This window comes from Streptomyces sp. NPDC042100 (genome assembly GCF_055582325.1).
Map to the genome: position 1 here is coordinate 380,660 of NZ_JBVJDK010000007.1, position 16,205 is coordinate 396,864.

Below are 16,205 nucleotides of genomic sequence, written 5' to 3' on the forward strand. Positions count from 1 at the left end.
AGCTTTCCCATGCGCCATTCCGACCGGCTGCGCGAGGCGCTGGCCGCCCACACGACCCTGTCGCTCGCCTACACCGACGAGGACGGGCCGGGAGCCTGCGCCGTGCTCTACGCCGTCACCGACCGGGGCGGCCTCGTCTTCCTCACCGCCCGCTCCACCCGCCACGGCGTCGCCCTCGCCGGGCAGGCGCCGGAGGCGCGGGTCGCCTTCACCGCGCACCAGGACGGACAGGCGTGGCCCTCGCTCGCCGGCGTCCAGGGCCGCGGCCTGTGCGAGCGGGCGAGCGGCGAGGACCTGGCGGAGGCGCGCGCCGCGTACGCGCGCCGCTACCCCTTCGTCGCCACGGCCGGCCGCCTCGCCCGCGCCCTGTCCCGCGCCGACCACTGGGTGATCCGGCCGAGCTGGCTCCGGCTCATCGACAACAGCCGGGGATTCGGCCACAAGACGGAGTGGAGCGCGTCGGAGCAGTGCTGAAGCCCTCGGGGCCGCGAAGAATTCCGGCAGCTCCAACGATCTTCAGTGATCTAATGATCGACGGCCGCGAGGGCGTCGATCATCCCTTTGTCATGCCTGTGGCGAGATGGGTGATTCGGCCGGTGTGTGGTCCGCTCCCCAGGCACCCCGCCGAGGGTGCGTTTTTCTCGTCACCACGGCAAGGGATGTGAAGAGCTGGATGAGGAGACCTTCCATAGCGGTGGGCTCTGCCGCGCTGTGCTTCGCTCTGCTCGGTCTGTCGGCGGGCGCCGGCACCGCCACCGCGGCACCTGTGCGACCGGCGGAGTCGGTCGAGGCGGGGACGCCGCCGGCATCCGGCAGCACTGCGGCCGCCCCGGCCCTCCAGGCAGCCGCACCGGGCGCCGCTGTCCGGGCCGCCGGCCGCGGAGCCCGTCACGACTACAACGGTGACGGCCGCAGCGATCTGACCGCCTGGTACGACTACGCGAACGGGAAGGACGCCGTACGGACCTTCCTCGCCGGTTCCGACGGAGCCTTCGCCGCGCCCGGCGTGGGCTGGGAGGCCCCCGCCGGCCACTACTGGGTCGAGAACATGAAGCGCCTCACCGGCGACTTCAACGGTGACGGGGTGGGTGACCTCGCGGCCTTCTACGGCTACGAGGACGGCCGGGTCACCCTGCTGACCTGGCTCGGCCGAGGCGACGGCACGTTCCAGACCCCGCTCCACTCCTGGACCGCGGCGCCGGGCAACTGGAACTTCGACGCGATGACCGCCCAGTCCGGCGACTTCAACGGGGACGGCCGTGACGACGTCGCCGTCTGGTACGCCTACGGAGACGGCAGCGACAAGCTCTTCACGATGCTCGCCCGCCCGGACGGCGGATTCGGCGCGCACTTCTCCTCCTTCCAACGGGCCGCCGCAGACGGCTGGTACGTCAACCGCATGAAGTTCGCCACCGGCGACTTCAACGGTGACGGCCGCGACGACCTCGCGGCGCTGTACGGGTACCGGGACGGCCGCGTGAAGCTGATGTACTGGGCCGGGCGGACCGACGGCGGCTTCGCCGAGCCCGTACACGGCTGGGAGTCCACGGGCTGGGCGTTCCGGCAGACGAGTCTGCACGCGGGTGACTTCGACGGTGACGGGCGTGACGAACTGGGCGCCTGGTACGACTACGCGGACGGGCACGACGCCGTGGTCCGCTTCCGTCTCGGGACGGACGGCGCGTTCGCCCCGCCCGGCACCCAGCGGGAGATGCTGAACCTCGCGGCGGGCTCGTACGATCGCTCGCGCATGAAGATCGTCACCGGTGACTTCAACGGGGACGGCCGCGACGACCTGGCGACCCTCTACGGCTACACCGACGGACGGGTGAAGACGATCACCTTCACCGCCAAGTCCGACGGCCACCTCAATGGTCCCTTGCACAGCTGGGAGTCCGAGCCCGGCAACTGGACCTTCGGCCAGGTCCACATGATGGAGGGATACACCAGCCCCACCCTGCTGCCCTACTGCCCCACGGTGTTCGGGCACGGCGGGTGGCCCGCGGACGTGACGCGGTGGCGAGAGGACCAGATCCGCGCGGCGAACCACCCCCGGGGCCTCGCCCAGGAGAAAAGCTGGGGCGCGCGCGGCGTCGAGGCCGATCTGCGGCTGACCAAGAACGGCACGCAGGCCGTCATGTGGCACAACAGAACCACCTACGGGCTGACCGGGGCGTCCGATTCCATCGCGGACCTCACGTGGGCGAGCGGGCCGAATCCGCTCAAGGGACGCACCATCGAGCACGGCCCCTACGCCGGGGAGACCGTGTACACGTTCGACGAGTGGCTCGGCAGCGCCAAGGCCCTGGACATGGCCGTGCTGGTGGAGGTGAAGAAGGAGACGAGAGACCTGCTCCTCAGCGGTGACACGTCGATCCGGGAGGCGGCGTGGAACGAGGTGCTCGCCCCGATCGCCAAGCGCATCGGGTCCCAGGAGATCATGATCTACACGCATGACGCGGAGCTGGATCCGGTGCTCCGGAGCCGGGTCACCGCGGCGGGCCTCTCCGCGGCCCTCAACGACCTCCCCGACTGGTACGACGTCGTCGACTGGCAGGAGCCGCCCCCGCCGGCCTCCGGCAACTACGCCTCGTGGCAGCGGGCGCTGGACGCCGACGTGACCCGTCTGGCCACCTCCTGGACGCCGGGCCTCACCAACTGGATGGAAGGACGCTGCGTCTGACGTTCGCGGCGTGATGTGAGGGCGCGGGGAGGCGATCGTGGTCGCCCCCCCGCGCCGTCAACCGACTACGGCGGGCCCGGCCGCGTAGGGCGGGCTCGCCGGAGACGACGGACTCCTCAGGGCTCCCTAAGGCTCCCCGCGCAGCAGCGGCGGGCCCTGGGGGGTCTCCGGCACCGGGCGGAACAGCACCGCGCGTGCCACCGACGGCTTGAACAGGACCGTCAGCGGAGCCGTCAGTGTCAGCGCCTCCCGGAACGGGGTGCCCACCACCGGGTCGCCCGCCGCCCGCTCCTGCACCCGGCGCAGGTACCAGCCGGTCAGCCGGTCCGCCGCCTTCGGGCGCAGCGCGTCGCCCGTCGCCCCCGGCATCTTCTTGTCGGCCCCCGCCGAGATGTCCCACGCCTGCCGGGACGCCTCGAACAGCGCCCGCTGCACCCGCAGCGTCGTCGGCGTGCGCCGCGGATCGCCGAGAGCCGCGCGCAGCGCCAGCGCCGACAGCGCCGCGACCGCCATGCCCTGCCCGTAGATCGGATTGAAGGCGCACAGCGCGTCACCCGTCGACAGGAAACCGGCCGGGCGGCGCCCCGGACGGTCGTAGCGGCGCCGCACGTTGTCCGTCTTGCGGGCACCGAACACCGGCGTCAGCGGCTCCGCCTTCGCCAGCCACTCGCTCACCACCGGATGCGGCAGCTTCGCCGCGAACTTCTCGAACAGGCCCTCCTCCGTCGACGGCACGTCGTCCCGCAGCCCCGACAGCGTCACCACGTGCCGGCCGTCGCCCAGCGGCAGCACCACTCCGCCGTGCACCTGACGCGGGCCCGGCACCATGTAGTAGCCCAGGGCGTCCGTGGACGGGTCCGCGGCCGGCGAGCGGTAGAGCCTGGTGCCGTACGCCAGGCCCGTGTCCAGCCTCTCCTCCACCGGAGCCTCCGCGCCGAGGGCTTCGAGCCAGGCCGGCGCCCGCGTCGAACGGCCCGAGGCGTCCACCACGAGATCCGCCTCCAGCGCCCGCTGCTCCCGGTCCGCGCCAGCGCCGCGCTCCCGCACCAGGACGCCCCGCACCCGCGCGGCGTCCCCGAGGAGGCCGACCGTCTCGGTGCCCTCGACGATCTCGATCCGAGGGTCGGCGGCGACCCGCTGCCGCACCAGCCACTCCAACTGCGGGCGCGGGCCGGTGTAGAAGTGCGCCGTCGCGTCCGTGCGGCGGTACCACTGCCCGTTCTGCCACTGGATCATGTCCTGCGGCACGCCCACCTTGGGCGCGCCCAGATCCGCCAGTTCGCGCATGAAGCCCGGCAACAGTTCGTCGAGCGCCCGCTGGCCGCCCTCGATCAGCACGTGGAGGTGCCGGCCCTGCGGGACGCCGGGCCGTGCCTCCTGGCCCTCCGGGTAGCGGTCGCGCTCGACCACCGTGACCCGCTCGGCGTGTTCGCTCAGCACCCTCGCGGCGAGCAGGCCCGCGAGACTTCCCCCGATGACGACCGCGTGACGTGTCCCGCGGCGCCCCAACTCCTTTGCCATTCTCGCCCTTTCGCGTGAGTGGATGTGCCGGTCCCGTCCGGGAGGGACCAGTATCCACCGTGCGGGGGTGGGGTGGGGTGGGATGAGGTGAGCTGAGGTGGGGAGCGGGAGCGGGGGAGGGGGTGGGTGGCGGTCCTTCAGCGCGGGAGTTCCGTCAGTGCCTCGTTCAGCCACTGGATCCAGAAGCGTTCCAGGTCGATCCCGCCCCGCAGCACCAGGTGCCGCAGCCGGTCCGGCTCCGCCGCCCTCCGCTCCGGCGGGAAGTCCCGGGCCTCGATCTCCAGATACTCCGCCAACTGTCCTCGGTGCAGGGCGAGATGGCGTTCCAGCTCCGCCCGCAGGTCCCGGCCGCCGACCACGGCCGCCGCCCGCATCCGCAGCAGCAGCGCCGAGCGCGTCGGCTTCGGGTCCTCCGGTGTGTCCACCCAGCCGGCGAGCTCCTCACGGCCCGCCGGCAGCACCTCGTACTCCTTCTTCTGGCCCCGCGCGGGGACCTCGGCGGGCAGGGCGCGGATGTGCCCCGCCTGCTCCAGCCTGCCCAGTTCGCGGTAGATCTGCTGGTGGGTGGCCGACCAGAAGTAGCCGATCGACCGGTCGAAGCGGCGCGTCAGTTCGAGGCCCGAGGAGGGCTTTTCGAGCAGCGCCGTCAGGATCGCGTGCGGGAGGGACATGCCCCGCATCCTAGATTCGGCCCGGCGGCCGGGCAGGCGCCCGCCCGGCCGCCCGACTGCCGGTCGCCGCCCGCGCGAGGGCCGCCGGCCACCGGGCCGCCGGGCCCCGCTCACAGGGTGGCGGCGAGCCTCGTGCCCTGGTCGATCGCCTGCTTGGCGTCCAGCTCCGCCGCCACGTCCGCCCCGCCGATCAGGTGCGCCGTACGGCCCGCCGCGACCAGCTCCTCGTACAGACCGCGCCGAGGCTCCTGGCCCGTGCACAGGACCACCGTGTCGACGGGCAGCACCTTCGCCTCGCCGTCGATCGTCACGTGCAGGCCCGCGTCGTCGATCCGCTCGTACGACACGCCCGCCACCATCGTCACGCCGCGGTGCTTCAGCTCTGTGCGGTGGATCCAGCCCGTCGTCTTGCCGAGGCCCGCCCCGACCTTCGTCGTCTTGCGCTGGAGCAGGTGCACCTGGCGCGGCGGCCGGGGGCGCTCGGGGGCGCGCAGGCCGCCCCGCGACGCGTACGCCGTGTCCACGCCCCACTGCCGGAAGTACGTCTCCGGGTCCTGGCTCGCGCCCTCGCCGCCGTCGGTCAGGAACTCCGCCACGTCGAAGCCGATGCCGCCGGCGCCCAGGATCGCCACCCGCTCGCCGACCGGCGCGCCGTGCCGCAGGACGTCCAGGTAGCCGACCACGCTCGGGTGGTCGACGCCCTCGATCTCCGGGGTGCGGGGGGTCACGCCGGTGGCCACGACGACCTCGTCGTACTCCGCCAGGTCGTCCGCCGACACCAGCGTGTCCAGGCGCACCTCCACGCCCCGCTCGGCGAGCTGGACGCGGAAGTAGCGGAGGGTCTCCTCGAACTCCTCCTTGCCGGGGACGCGCTTGGCGACGTTCAGCTGGCCGCCGATCTCCGCCGCCGCGTCGAACAGCGTGACCGCGTGCCCGCGCTCCGCCGCCGACACCGCGCAGGCCAGGCCCGCCGGGCCCGCGCCGACGACCGCGACGCTCTTGGCGCGGCGGGTGGGGGAGAGGACCAGCTCCGTCTCGTGGCAGGCGCGCGGGTTCACCAGACACGAGGTGATCTTCAGGCTGAAGGTGTGGTCCAGGCAGGCCTGGTTGCAGCCGATGCAGGTGTTGATCGTCTCGGCACGGTCCGCCGCGGCCTTCGCCACGAAGTCCGGGTCGGCCAGGAACGGGCGCGCCATCGACACCATGTCGGCCCGGCCCTCGGCGAGGAGACGTTCGGCGACCTCGGGCGTGTTGATGCGGTTGCTGGTGACGAGCGGGATCGACACCGAGCCCATGAGCCGCTTCGTCACCCACGTGTACGCGCCGCGCGGGACGGAGGTCGCGATCGTGGGGATCCGGGCCTCGTGCCAGCCGATGCCGGTGTTGATGATCGTGGCGCCGGCCGCCTCGATCTCCTTCGCGAGGGCCGTCACCTCGTCGAGGGTCGAGCCGCCGGGGACCAGGTCCAGCATGGACAGGCGGTAGATCAGGATGAAGTCCGTGCCCACGCGCTCGCGGATGCGGCGCACGATCTCCAGCGGGAAGCGGACCCGGTTCTCGTACGAGCCGCCCCAGCGGTCGGTGCGGTGGTTGGTCGCGCTCGCGATGAACTCGTTGATCAGATAGCCCTCGGAGCCCATGACCTCGACGCCGTCGTAGCCGGCCTCCTTGGCGAGCTCCGCGCAGCGCACGTAGTCCTCGACGGTCTGCTCGACCTCGGCGTCCGACAGCTCGTTCGGCGCGAAGGGGCTGATCGGGGCCTTGACCGGGCTCGGGGCGACGAGGGCGGGGTGGTAGGCGTAGCGGCCGAAGTGGAGGATCTGCATCGCGATCCGGCCGCCGGCCTCGTGCACCGCCTCGGTGATCAGGCGGTGCTCGGTCACCTCCTCGGCGGTCGTCAGCTTGGCGCCGCCGTCCCAGGGGCGGCCGGCGTCGTTCGGGGCGATGCCGCCGGTGACGATGAGGCCCACACCGCCCCGGGCGCGCTCCGCGTAGAACGCGGCCATCCGCTCGAAGCCGTGCTCGGCCTCTTCCAGGCCCACGTGCATGGAGCCCATGAGCACCCGGTTGGGGAGCGTGGTGAAACCGAGGTCCAGCGGGCTCAGCAGGTGCGGGTACGGGGTGGTCGGGGCCATGGGGGCGCCTCCTCGCGCGGGGTCGTCACGGACTGTTGTAGACGACCCGCGGAGGCTTGTGCAACTAGTTGCATAAGGGTGGGCGGGGGATGTGGGGCACACCACAGGTGGGTGGGTGCTCGTGGGTGGGGCGGGGGCCGTCCTCTCCGGCCCGCTCAGTCCTTGCGGTACGTGTACGCCTCCCGCGCCGCCGACGTCACCGCGTCCAGGTCGCCCCCCGCGCTCGCCGTCACCAGGGCGGCGACGGCGCCCTCGACGAACGGGGCGTCCACCAGCCGGGTGCCCTCCGGGAGCTCGTCGCCCTCGGCCAGCAGGGCCTTCACGGTGAGGACCGCGCTGCCCAGGTCCACCAGTACGGCCACCCCGGCGCCGGCGTCCGCCGCCCTCGCGGCCTGCGTGACCAGGTCCGCGCTGGTGCCCAGGCCGCCGTCCGGGGTGCCGCCCGCCGGCAGGACCGGCGACGTGTCCCCGCCGCCCGCCAGGCCCCGCGCGAGGTCCGCCACGGCCGTGGCCACGGCCGCGCTGTGCGAGACCAGGACGATGCCCACGCGCTTGTCCGTCATGCCGCCGCCTCCGCGAGTGCCGTGATGAGGAGTGCCGCCGAGGTCGCCCCCGGGTCCTGGTGGCCGATCGAGCGTTCGCCCAGGTAACTGGCCCTGCCCTTGCGCGCCTGGAGCGGTACGGTCGCCAGCGCGCCCGCCTCCGCCGCCTCCCGCGCCGCCTCGAACGAGGTGCCCAGCGCCTCGGCCGCCGGGACCAGCGCGTCCAGCATCGTCTTGTCGCCCACCCGCGCCCCGCCCAGCTGCGCCACCGCGGCCACGCCCGTCGCCAGCGCCTCGGCCAGCTCCTTCCGGGAGACCTCGGGAGCCTCGCCGAGCGCCTTGCCCGTCCGGCGCAGCAGGGTGCCGTAGAGGGGGCCCGACGCGCCGCCCACCGTCGAGATGAGGCGGCGCCCCGCCGAGCCGAGGAGCGAGCCGGGGGTCGGCGCCTCCTCCGCACCCAGGGCCGCCGCCACCGCCGTGAAGCCCCGCTTGAGATTGGCCCCGTGGTCCGCGTCGCCGATCGCCGAGTCCAGTTCGGTCAGGCGGTCGGCCTGCTCGTCCACCGCCGCCGCCGTCCGCTCCAGCCAGGAGCGGAAGAACGCGGCGTCGTACGTCGGTTCGCCCACGCCGCTCACCGGCCCCAGCGCAGCGCGGGCGTCTGCACCGGCGCGTCCCACAGGCGCAGCAGCTCCTCGTCCGCCTCGCACAGCGTCACCGAACAGCCCGCCATGTCCAGCGACGTCACGTAGTTGCCGACGAGCGTGCGGGCCACCGCCACACCGCGCTCCCCGAGCACCCGCCGCACCTCCGCGTTGAACCCGTACAGCTCCAGGAGCGGCGTCGCGCCCATCCCGTTCACCAGCGCCAGCACCGGGCCCTTGGGGCGGAGGTCGTCCAGGACCGCGTTCACGGCGTAGTCCGCGATCTCCCCCGAGGTCATCATGGGGCGCCGCTCGCGTCCCGGCTCCCCGTGGATGCCGACGCCGAGCTCCAGCTCGCCGTCCGGCAGGTCGAAGGTCGGCGAGCCCTTCGCCGGGGTCGTACACGCGCTGAGCGCCACCCCGAAGCTCCGGGACCGGTCGTTCACCCGCCGCCCGATCGCCTCGACCCGCTCCAGCGGCGCGCCCTCCTCGGCCGCCGCGCCGGCGATCTTCTCCACGAAGAGCGTCGCCCCCGTGCCCCGCCGCCCCGCCGTGTACAGGCTGTCGGTCACGGCCACGTCGTCGTCGACGAGGACCTTCCCGACCCGCACGCCCTCGTCCTCGGCCAGCTCGGCGGCCATCTCGAAGTTCAGCACGTCCCCGGTGTAGTTCTTCACGACGAACAGCACCCCCGCGCCGCTGTCCACCGCGGCCGCCGCCCGCACCATCTGGTCCGGCACCGGCGAGGTGAACACCTCCCCGGGGCACGCCGCCGCGAGCATCCCCGGCCCCACGAACCCGGCGTGCAGGGGCTCGTGTCCCGAGCCCCCGCCCGAGACCAGCGCCACCTTCCCGGCCACCGGCGCGTCCCGGCGCACCACCACCCGGTTCTCCACGTCGACGTTCAGATCGGGGTGCGCCGCCGCGATCCCGCGCAGCGCGTCCGCGACCACGGTCTCCGGAACGTTGATCAACATCCTCACTGACGCCTCCTCGTGAACAGACAAGTCGCTGATCACGATCCTCGCAGCTCGGCCGCGCGGGCGCGGGTCTTCTCAGGAGCTTCGCTGGAAGAACTCCACCTCCGCCAGGGCCAGATGGCGGCCCCGGGACAGCCCCGCCGGCTCGCCCAGGACCAGCCGGACCTTCGTCACGTCGCTGATGCCCGTCGCGAAGGTCTGCGATCCCGGCTTGTCGCTGAGGGAGAGGGTGGTGCGCGTCGTGGTGTTCTCCTTCGTCGTCACCTCCATCGTGATCCGCAGGGCCCGCCCCTGCGCCGCGTACGCCTCCGGGTCCTGCGAGGCCCCGTTGGTGATGATCACGTCCACCAGCCGGAAGGGCCTGGCGAACGTGTACGTCACCGAGGCGCCCGCGCCCGGCGCGCCCCAGTAGCGGTTGCTGAGGCCGTCCGTCGTGTCGCCCGCCGGGTGCCCGGCCAGCTCGCCGCTCGCCCGTACGAGCGACGGTGTCACCGCCTTCGCCTTGCTCAGCTTGTCCCGCGTGTCCTCCACCACCCGGCGGCCCGCCGGGAGGAGGAACAGCGCCGCCGCGCACAGGGCCAGCAGCACGGCCAGGACCACCAGGAGCCGCACGGCCCGCCCCGAGCCCGCCCGGACCCGGCGCCGGAACGGCCAGACCGTACGCCACCACGGCAGCGGCGGCGCCGCGACGGGCGGGTCCAGACGGGCCGCGCAACGGCGGCAGAAGCGGCGGTCCGGTGCGTTGCGGGTGCCGCACGCCGGGCAGGGCGACCCGGGCGTCTCCTCCTCCGCCGGGACCGCCCGCACCCGCGGGCGCGCCACCGCCGCCCTCGCCGGCTGCACGGGGGAAGGGGAGGGGGAGGGAGAGGCAGGAGGGGGAGGGGGAGGGAGCGGGGGTGTGAGGGTGGGCGGGCTTGGTGCCGGTGCCTGCTGGGGTGCGGTGGGTTCCTCGGGGCTCGTGCCGGGTTCGGACGCGGGCTCCTGGCGGGGCCCGGACCGGGGCGTGGGCCCGGGCGCGGGCGTGCGGTCCGGCCAGTCCAGGTACGCGCCGCAGTTGCCGCAGAAGTCGTCCGTCTCCCCGTTCGGCGTTCCGCACGCCGGGCATTCACGCACCGTCCCCGCCCCCTTCGCCGGACGGCGGGCCCGGCAGGACCTCCACCCGGCAGACCGTGTGCACCGGGCACAGGGTGCGGACCAGCGCCCGGACCACCTCCGCGTCCACCGCCGGCTCGCGCAGCGGCCACACCCGGACCAGGACCTCGTCCGCCGGGGGCGGCGGCAGTTCGGCGCCCGGGGTGGTGGACCAGGCCGCCCCGCCGTCGCCGTGGACCTCCGCACCGACGCCGAGGACCAGCCGCAGCGCGTCCACCAGGCCCCGCCGGGTGCCGCGGCGGCGGTGCAGCTCCACCGCGCGCGCCACCGCCTCGCGCCGCCGCTCCCGTGGCCGGCGCGGGTCGTCCGCGCCGCCCACCCAGGTCGCCAGCCAGGCCAGGAAGTCCTCCGGGGCCAGCCTCGGGTCGAAGTAGGCGGGCAGGTTGTCCAGGGTCGCGAACACCGGCGCCAGCACCGTGTCCAGGCCCGCCGTGAACCGCTGCGCGAAGTCGTCCTCCGCGTACAGCGCGGGCAGCCGGCCCCCGATCGGGTAGCGGCTCGGCAGCCCCGGGACCGCCGCCCGGCTCACGCGGACCCCTCCTCGGTCCGTGCCGTCACGACGACCTGGTGCCGGTACGAGAACACCAGCGCGCCCGCGTCCAGGTCGATCCGGTCCACCGGGGCGCCGCGCCGCCCGGTCACCGGGTCGGCGGCGAACAGCCGGATCTCCTCCACCAGCACGTCCCCGACCGCCCGTTGCAGCACGCCGAACACCTCCCCGTACTGCACCGGCCGCCCGAACGGCCACCCCGTGCCGTCCGGGCCGCCGCCCAGCGGATCCAGGTGCCGGAACAGCGCGGCGAGCGCCGCCTCCCGCACCCGGTCCACCGCGTCCGGCGGCGCCGACAGCCGCGCCACGACCGTCACGCCCTGGTAGAACGGCGGCTCCACGACCAGCCGCGTGCCGATCAGGCGACGCTCGTCGAGCGCGGCGGTGATCGTGCGCAGCGTCTGCTCCGACGGGATCAGCTGCTCGAACCGCAGCCGGTCCTCCTCGTCCGGCACCGCGTCCGGCACCACCAGCACCCGGACCGCGCCCGGCCCGCCCCCCGCCGGCAGGCAGCGCACCCGCCGCACCGAGGGCGCCGCCTGCCGCGCGACGATCTCGTGGTCCTCCGCGGTCACCGCCCGCTCCTGCGTCCGCAGCGCCTCCGGGGCGCGCAGCCGCGCGTTGTCCAGCGTCTCCCCGGCCACCCCGCCGCGCGCCGCCTCCCGGTTCACCACCCGTGTCACGTACGGCACCGAGCTGCGCAGCACCGAGATCGCGCCCCGCGCCACGTTGCCCGCCGGACCGCCGCCGGTCCGGTAGCGGGCCACCCGGATCCGCGCGCCCTTCGGCGGCACGGCTCCCCGGGCCCGTAACGTGCCGTCCGGCTCGCGCAGCACCGGCGGGAACGTGAACTCGCCCAGCGTCGCGTCGATCCGCACATGCCGGTCCGCCGGACCCGAGCGCCCGAAGTGCTCCACCGGCTCCCACCGCTCCCAGCCCTCCGGCGAGGACACCTCCACCACCGGCGGCTCCCCGTCGAGCAGCACCGGCGGCCGGCCCAGCCGGAAGCTCTGCCCCGCCACCCCCTCCGAGGTGCCCAGCGGCACGTCGGTCACCGTCTCCGCGTGCTCCACCGTCATCGTGCCCCCGACGGTGAACACGGCCGCCTCCCGCACGGTCGGCGACTCCGAGTAGAACGGCTGGCCCGGCTCCGCCTCCGTCACCCGGCAGCGCAGCCAGCCCGCGCGGGTGCCCGCGACCACCGACGCCGTGTGCCCGGCCGGTACGTACACGATCACCTCGCCCGGCCGGTTCAGCCCGCCCGTGCCGTCCGCGCCCGTCTCGCAGCGCCGCCAGCCCGCCCCGTCCCACGCCTCCCACACCAGCGGCGGCTGGCGCGGATCGACGCCGACGCCCCGCACCCGGCTGTCCAGGCGCACCGCCACGACGCAGCGCGGCACCGCCGTCGGCAGCCCGAACAGCAGCGCGTCGCCCGGCTCCGGCGCCGCCTGGAAGCACGGCACGTCCCGCCCCTCCGCGAGCGCCCCGGTCACGTCCGTCTGCGCGCCTCCCCGGGGCGCGGTCACCAGCCGCGTCAGCTCCGCCGGCACGATCCGCAGCCGCTCGACCGTCGCGAACACCACCCCCTCGTCGCCCGTCTCGTCCGCGCCGCCCGCCACCGTCGTCACCTCGGTGCCCGCCGGCAGCGTCACCGTGTCGGGCTGCGGCGCCGACAGCCAGAAGTCCACCTCCGCGACGGCCGCCGACGGCGGGAACAGCCGGATGCCCAACAGGTCCAGAAAGGCCAGGTAGTTCTTGTCCGGGACCCGGTTCAGCCGGTACAGGAGCTGGTCCACGAGATAGGCGAACGTCTCGATCAGGGTCACGCCGGGATCGGACACGTTGTGGTCCGTCCACTCCGGCGCACGCTGCTGCACGTACCGCTTCGCCTCGTCGACGAGCTGCTGGAAACGGCGGTCGTCCAGATTGGGGGAAGGCAGGGCCATCAGTCGCCGACCGTATTCCCGGTCCCCTCCTCGGAGGGGATCGTGTAGAAGGGAAAGACCAGATTGCGCGGGTCGTTGGTGCTCCGGACGGTGTAGCGCACGTCGATGTACAGGGTGCCCGCGTCGACGGAGTCGAAGACCACGACCACCTCGTCCACCACGATCCGCGGCTCCCACCGCTCCAGCGCCTCGCGCACCCGCTGCGCGACCCGCCCCGCGGTGTCGCCGTCGCCGGGCGCGAACACGTACTCGTGGATGCCGCAGCCGAATTCCGGCCGCATCGGGCGCTCTCCGGGCGCGGTGCCCAGGATCAGCCGGATCGCCTCCTCCAGCTCCCGCTCCCGCTCGACCATCACGATCCCGCCGGTGGGCCCGACCCGCATCGGGAAGCCCCAGCCGCGCCCGATGAACCGCTCGCCCATCACACGCCCCCGATCAGCACGTCCATGGCGCCGGTCAGGATCATCGCCCCGCACGCCGTGCGGTCCCGGGCCCGTGCCGCCGGGAGCCCGCCGATCAGGACCATCCCCGTGGCCAGTGCGGACGGGTCCGGCAGCACCACGTTCGCCGGGCCCAGCGCGACGTGCGGAGGGACCACGCAGACGTGCAGGCTGCCCACCACGGCGGCGGGCAGCCCGCCGATCAGCACCGTCGCCACGCTCAGGGCGGCGCCGGGCGGCGGCGTGGCGATCCGCCCGCCGTGGTCGGTGGGGTCGCCGGTACGGGCCGCGGCTGGCATCGGGCACTCCTCGGGAACTCGGTGAAGGGGGATCAGGGGCCGGGGTTCTGCGTCAGTTGATGCGGATCAGGCGGGCCTTCAGGACCGCCAGCAGGCCGCCGTCCACGGTCACGTCCGCGGTGCCGGCCACCCGGACCGTCCGCCCGCCGACCCGCAGCCCCGCCGTCGCGTCGATGTCCACCTCCCGGCCCGACACCTTCACCGTCCCCTGACGGGCGTCCAGCGTGATGCCGTCCCGGTCCAGCAGCACCGAGCTCACCGGGCGGTTCCGGCCCGCGTACACGGTCAGCTCGATCCGGTCCCGGCGGTCGTCCAGCCGGACCTCCAGCCGCTCGTCCCCCGTCACCAGGCGCAGCCCCGAAGGGCCCGGCGCCGGGGCGTCCAGCAGCTCCACACGATGGCCCGAACGGGACACGAAGGAGCGCCGGTTGACCCGGCCGCTCGTCGCGTCGACCAGCGGTACGTCGTGCGGCGACGGCGCGTCCACGCCGTTGTACAGCCCGCCGATGACGTACGGGCTGTCCAGCAGCCCCTGCTCGAAGCCGACCAGCACCTCGTCGTTCACCTCCGGGCTCACCACCCCGCCGCCGCCCCGCCCGCCCCACTGGACCGTGCGCACCCAGTCGGTCACATAGGTGTCGTCCAGCCACGGGAAGCGCAGCCGCACCGCGCCCCGCTGCGAGCCGCCCGGCTCCCGCACGTCCGTCACCACCCCGATCGCCAGCCCCGGGAGCCGTGGCCCCCGGCCCGGGGCGCCCGCGCCCGCCACCAGGCCCGCCAGCGAACGGTCCGCGCTCGCGCTCACCCACACCGTCGTGCGGTAGCCGCCGTGCGGCTCCAGGACGTGCTGCACCGCCGTCGCCGTGTAGCGGCCGGAGAACTCCGCGCCCACGTTCCCCAGCGCCACCGCCTTGCCCGCGCGCAGCAGCGGATTGCCCTCGGCCACCGCCTCCAGCTCCCCGAAACCCGCGCTGATCTGCGCCGCCGTCGCCCCCGCCACCGCCGTCGTCTCGGCCTGCGTCCGGTACGGGGTGTCCGTCACGGTCACCGTCGGCGAACCGAACCGGGCGGCGGCCCCCGGAGCGAGCCCCGGCACCACCGTGTCGCTCACCACCGACGGGCGCTCCGCCACCAGGGGCCGCTTCGTCGTCACGTCCCAGCCCCGCACCCGCACCCGCGCCGCCCCGTCGGCGGCCGACAGCACCGCCCGCAGAGCGAGCAGATTCCGCCCGTACTCCAAGACCAGCGGATTCCGGATCGCCGACGTGGCCGGATCCGGCGCCCCCGACGCCGGCGTGGGCCGGGTGAACTGGAGAAGCCCCTTGTCGTCCACCCGCACCCGCGCGCCGCTCTCCCCGGCGAGGAACTGCAGGAAGTCCCAGTCGGAGACGTTCGCCTGGGACAGCTGCCGGTACGTCACCGGCGCCGCCTCCACCGTCCCGACCGCGAGCCCCGCGCCCGCCGCGACCTTCCGCACGATCGCCGCCGCCGTCATGTCGCGGAACGCCACGACCTTGCGGCCCCGTTGGAGCCGGTGGGCCTTCGAGTACGCCCGCACGACGGTGAACGAACCCGTCCGGTCCCGGTCCAGCTCCAGCGCCGTCACCTCGCCGTGGAACAGGCGCTCCCGCGCCTGCCCCTTCGCCGTCACCACCGACACCGTCAGCGGCGTGCCGATGGTGATGCCGGTGGCGCGCAGGAACTCGTGATCGGGGTCGCGGTAGGTGAGGACCGCCGTGTCGGGCAGCGCCAGGTTCTCGTCGACCACGCAGCTCACCAACTGCGCCGCCCACACCGGCGGCAGCTCACCGGGCGCCGCCACGATCGGATCGGCCGCGAACGACCGGCCCCCGGTCTCGAACCCGCTCATCCCCGGCCCTCCTCGTCCCCGTACGGCTCCCCGCCCGCGTCCTGGAGCCCCGGCACCACCAGTTCGGTGCCCGGGACCAGGGCCATCGGGTCGTCGATCCCGTTCGCCTCCGCGATGGGCCGCCACGCCGTCGCGTCCCCGTACTCGTGCCAGGCGAGCATCGCCAGGCTGTCGCCCGCCACCACGGTGTGCGTGCTGCGCGCGGTGCGCGAACCGGAGGTCGGGTTCTGGCCGGGCGGATCGGTGCTCGCCTCCTCGATGGACAGCGCGCAGGTGGCCCGGAGCGGCTTCCCGTCGACGTCGAACAGCGTGTACGTCACCGACAGGCTCGACAGGACCCCGTCGAACGAGGTCGTCCGCGCGTTGCCCCACTCGAAGCGCACCCACGGGCTGGCGGGCTTCTTGCGGCCCAGGCTCGCCGGGGTCGGCACGCACGCCTTCATCAGCTTCTCCACCGCCTGCTCCACCGAGTTGTCGTGGGTGGCGGTGGCGTCGAGGAAGACCTCCAGGCTGAGCGCCCGGGGGCCGCTGCCCACGAACTCGGGCAGCGCCGACTGGCCGGCCATCCGGGACGGCGAGCGCCGCCACTCGGTGGTCTTGCGCAGCTCCAGCGAGGCCGGGTTGAACTGGAGGTCCAGCCGCGCGATCGTCCCGCCGGGCTTGGCGCCGACCGAGGCGGGGGGCTCCTTGAGCGTGAGCTGGGCCCTGGCGCGGCCGGCGCGGGCGGAGGGGGACATGACCGTGCGGTTCCTTTCCGGGGGCAGGGGGAGGACGG

At 74.4% G+C, this 16,205-nt stretch carries 15 protein-coding genes; 2 read left to right on the top strand and 13 right to left on the bottom strand.

Annotated elements, in window-relative coordinates; genetic code table 11:
* Positions 1-9 precede the first annotated feature (9 nt).
* Both ACZ6J5_RS18695 and ACZ6J5_RS18700 read left to right on the top strand, forming a co-directional pair.
* The gene (locus tag ACZ6J5_RS18695) at positions 10-474 is read left to right on the top strand and encodes a pyridoxamine 5'-phosphate oxidase (RefSeq protein WP_469392752.1); all 465 of its coding nucleotides are present in this window, start codon (positions 10-12) and stop codon (positions 472-474) included.
* 220 nt (positions 475-694) lie between these two features.
* On the top strand, positions 695-2,683 hold the full coding sequence (locus ACZ6J5_RS18700; RefSeq protein WP_469392754.1) for an FG-GAP-like repeat-containing protein: 1,989 nt from the start codon (positions 695-697) through the stop codon (positions 2,681-2,683).
* A 126-nt stretch (positions 2,684-2,809) separates the two neighbouring features.
* Here ACZ6J5_RS18700 and ACZ6J5_RS18705 read toward each other — a convergent pair whose 3' ends face one another.
* From ACZ6J5_RS18705 to ACZ6J5_RS18765, 13 genes are all read right to left on the bottom strand, one after another.
* Positions 2,810-4,204 carry an FAD-dependent oxidoreductase gene (locus tag ACZ6J5_RS18705; protein ID WP_469392756.1) on the bottom strand — a complete coding sequence of 465 codons (1,395 nt, stop codon included), beginning with the start codon at positions 4,202-4,204 and terminating at the stop codon, positions 2,810-2,812.
* A 137-nt stretch (positions 4,205-4,341) separates the two neighbouring features.
* Positions 4,342-4,875, bottom strand: coding sequence for a PadR family transcriptional regulator (locus tag ACZ6J5_RS18710; protein ID WP_469392759.1), 534 nt, complete (start codon positions 4,873-4,875; stop codon positions 4,342-4,344).
* A gap of 110 nt (positions 4,876-4,985) precedes the next feature.
* Entirely contained in the window at positions 4,986-7,010 is a 2,025-nt protein-coding gene (locus ACZ6J5_RS18715) for an oxidoreductase (RefSeq protein WP_469392761.1), read from the bottom strand.
* Positions 7,011-7,165: 155 nt separating this feature from the next.
* The gene (locus ACZ6J5_RS18720) at positions 7,166-7,573 is read right to left on the bottom strand and encodes a PTS-dependent dihydroxyacetone kinase phosphotransferase subunit DhaM (RefSeq protein WP_469392763.1); all 408 of its coding nucleotides are present in this window, start codon (positions 7,571-7,573) and stop codon (positions 7,166-7,168) included.
* Positions 7,570-8,178, bottom strand: coding sequence for a dihydroxyacetone kinase subunit DhaL (gene dhaL, locus ACZ6J5_RS18725; protein ID WP_469392765.1), 609 nt, complete (start codon positions 8,176-8,178; stop codon positions 7,570-7,572). The genes ACZ6J5_RS18720 and dhaL overlap by 4 nt, the downstream gene beginning before the upstream one ends.
* A gap of 5 nt (positions 8,179-8,183) precedes the next feature.
* Complete coding sequence (gene dhaK / locus ACZ6J5_RS18730; RefSeq protein WP_469392767.1) at positions 8,184-9,176, bottom strand: dihydroxyacetone kinase subunit DhaK; 993 nt, start codon at positions 9,174-9,176, stop codon at positions 8,184-8,186.
* Between the two features lie 72 nt (positions 9,177-9,248).
* Complete coding sequence (locus ACZ6J5_RS18735) at positions 9,249-10,016, bottom strand: NADase-type glycan-binding domain-containing protein (RefSeq protein ID WP_469392769.1); 768 nt, start codon at positions 10,014-10,016, stop codon at positions 9,249-9,251.
* 262 nt (positions 10,017-10,278) lie between these two features.
* Positions 10,279-10,854, bottom strand: coding sequence for a phage tail protein (locus ACZ6J5_RS18740; protein ID WP_469392771.1), 576 nt, complete (start codon positions 10,852-10,854; stop codon positions 10,279-10,281).
* Entirely contained in the window at positions 10,851-12,821 is a 1,971-nt protein-coding gene (locus ACZ6J5_RS18745) for a putative baseplate assembly protein (protein ID WP_469392773.1), read from the bottom strand. Before ACZ6J5_RS18745 ends, ACZ6J5_RS18740 begins: the two co-directional genes overlap by 4 nt.
* Complete coding sequence (locus ACZ6J5_RS18750) at positions 12,821-13,243, bottom strand: GPW/gp25 family protein (protein ID WP_469392775.1); 423 nt, start codon at positions 13,241-13,243, stop codon at positions 12,821-12,823. Before ACZ6J5_RS18750 ends, ACZ6J5_RS18745 begins: the two co-directional genes overlap by 1 nt.
* Positions 13,243-13,560, bottom strand: coding sequence for a PAAR domain-containing protein (locus ACZ6J5_RS18755; protein WP_469392777.1), 318 nt, complete (start codon positions 13,558-13,560; stop codon positions 13,243-13,245). The genes ACZ6J5_RS18750 and ACZ6J5_RS18755 overlap by 1 nt, the downstream gene beginning before the upstream one ends.
* Before the next feature lie 52 nt (positions 13,561-13,612).
* Positions 13,613-15,430 (bottom strand): VgrG-related protein, encoded by a 1,818-nt coding sequence (locus ACZ6J5_RS18760; protein WP_469392779.1) that lies wholly within the window; start codon positions 15,428-15,430, stop codon positions 13,613-13,615.
* Complete coding sequence (locus ACZ6J5_RS18765) at positions 15,427-16,167, bottom strand: CIS tube protein (RefSeq protein WP_469392781.1); 741 nt, start codon at positions 16,165-16,167, stop codon at positions 15,427-15,429. The genes ACZ6J5_RS18760 and ACZ6J5_RS18765 overlap by 4 nt, the downstream gene beginning before the upstream one ends.
* Positions 16,168-16,205: the final 38 nt, after the last annotated feature.

Excerpts from the sequence above, each read along its gene's own strand:
- ACZ6J5_RS18695 (WP_469392752.1), top strand. The coding sequence starts at position 10 with ATGCGCCATTCCGACCGGCTGCGCGAGGCGCTGGCCGCCCACACGACC.
- ACZ6J5_RS18705 (WP_469392756.1), bottom strand. The coding sequence starts at position 4,204 with ATGGCAAAGGAGTTGGGGCGCCGCGGGACACGTCACGCGGTCGTCATC.
- ACZ6J5_RS18710 (WP_469392759.1), bottom strand. The coding sequence starts at position 4,875 with ATGTCCCTCCCGCACGCGATCCTGACGGCGCTGCTCGAAAAGCCCTCC.
- ACZ6J5_RS18715 (WP_469392761.1), bottom strand. The coding sequence starts at position 7,010 with ATGGCCCCGACCACCCCGTACCCGCACCTGCTGAGCCCGCTGGACCTC.
- ACZ6J5_RS18720 (WP_469392763.1), bottom strand. The coding sequence starts at position 7,573 with ATGACGGACAAGCGCGTGGGCATCGTCCTGGTCTCGCACAGCGCGGCC.
- ACZ6J5_RS18745 (WP_469392773.1), bottom strand. The coding sequence starts at position 12,821 with ATGGCCCTGCCTTCCCCCAATCTGGACGACCGCCGTTTCCAGCAGCTC.
- ACZ6J5_RS18750 (WP_469392775.1), bottom strand. The coding sequence starts at position 13,243 with ATGGGCGAGCGGTTCATCGGGCGCGGCTGGGGCTTCCCGATGCGGGTC.
- ACZ6J5_RS18755 (WP_469392777.1), bottom strand. The coding sequence starts at position 13,560 with ATGCCAGCCGCGGCCCGTACCGGCGACCCCACCGACCACGGCGGGCGG.
- ACZ6J5_RS18760 (WP_469392779.1), bottom strand. The coding sequence starts at position 15,430 with ATGAGCGGGTTCGAGACCGGGGGCCGGTCGTTCGCGGCCGATCCGATC.
- ACZ6J5_RS18765 (WP_469392781.1), bottom strand. The coding sequence starts at position 16,167 with ATGTCCCCCTCCGCCCGCGCCGGCCGCGCCAGGGCCCAGCTCACGCTC.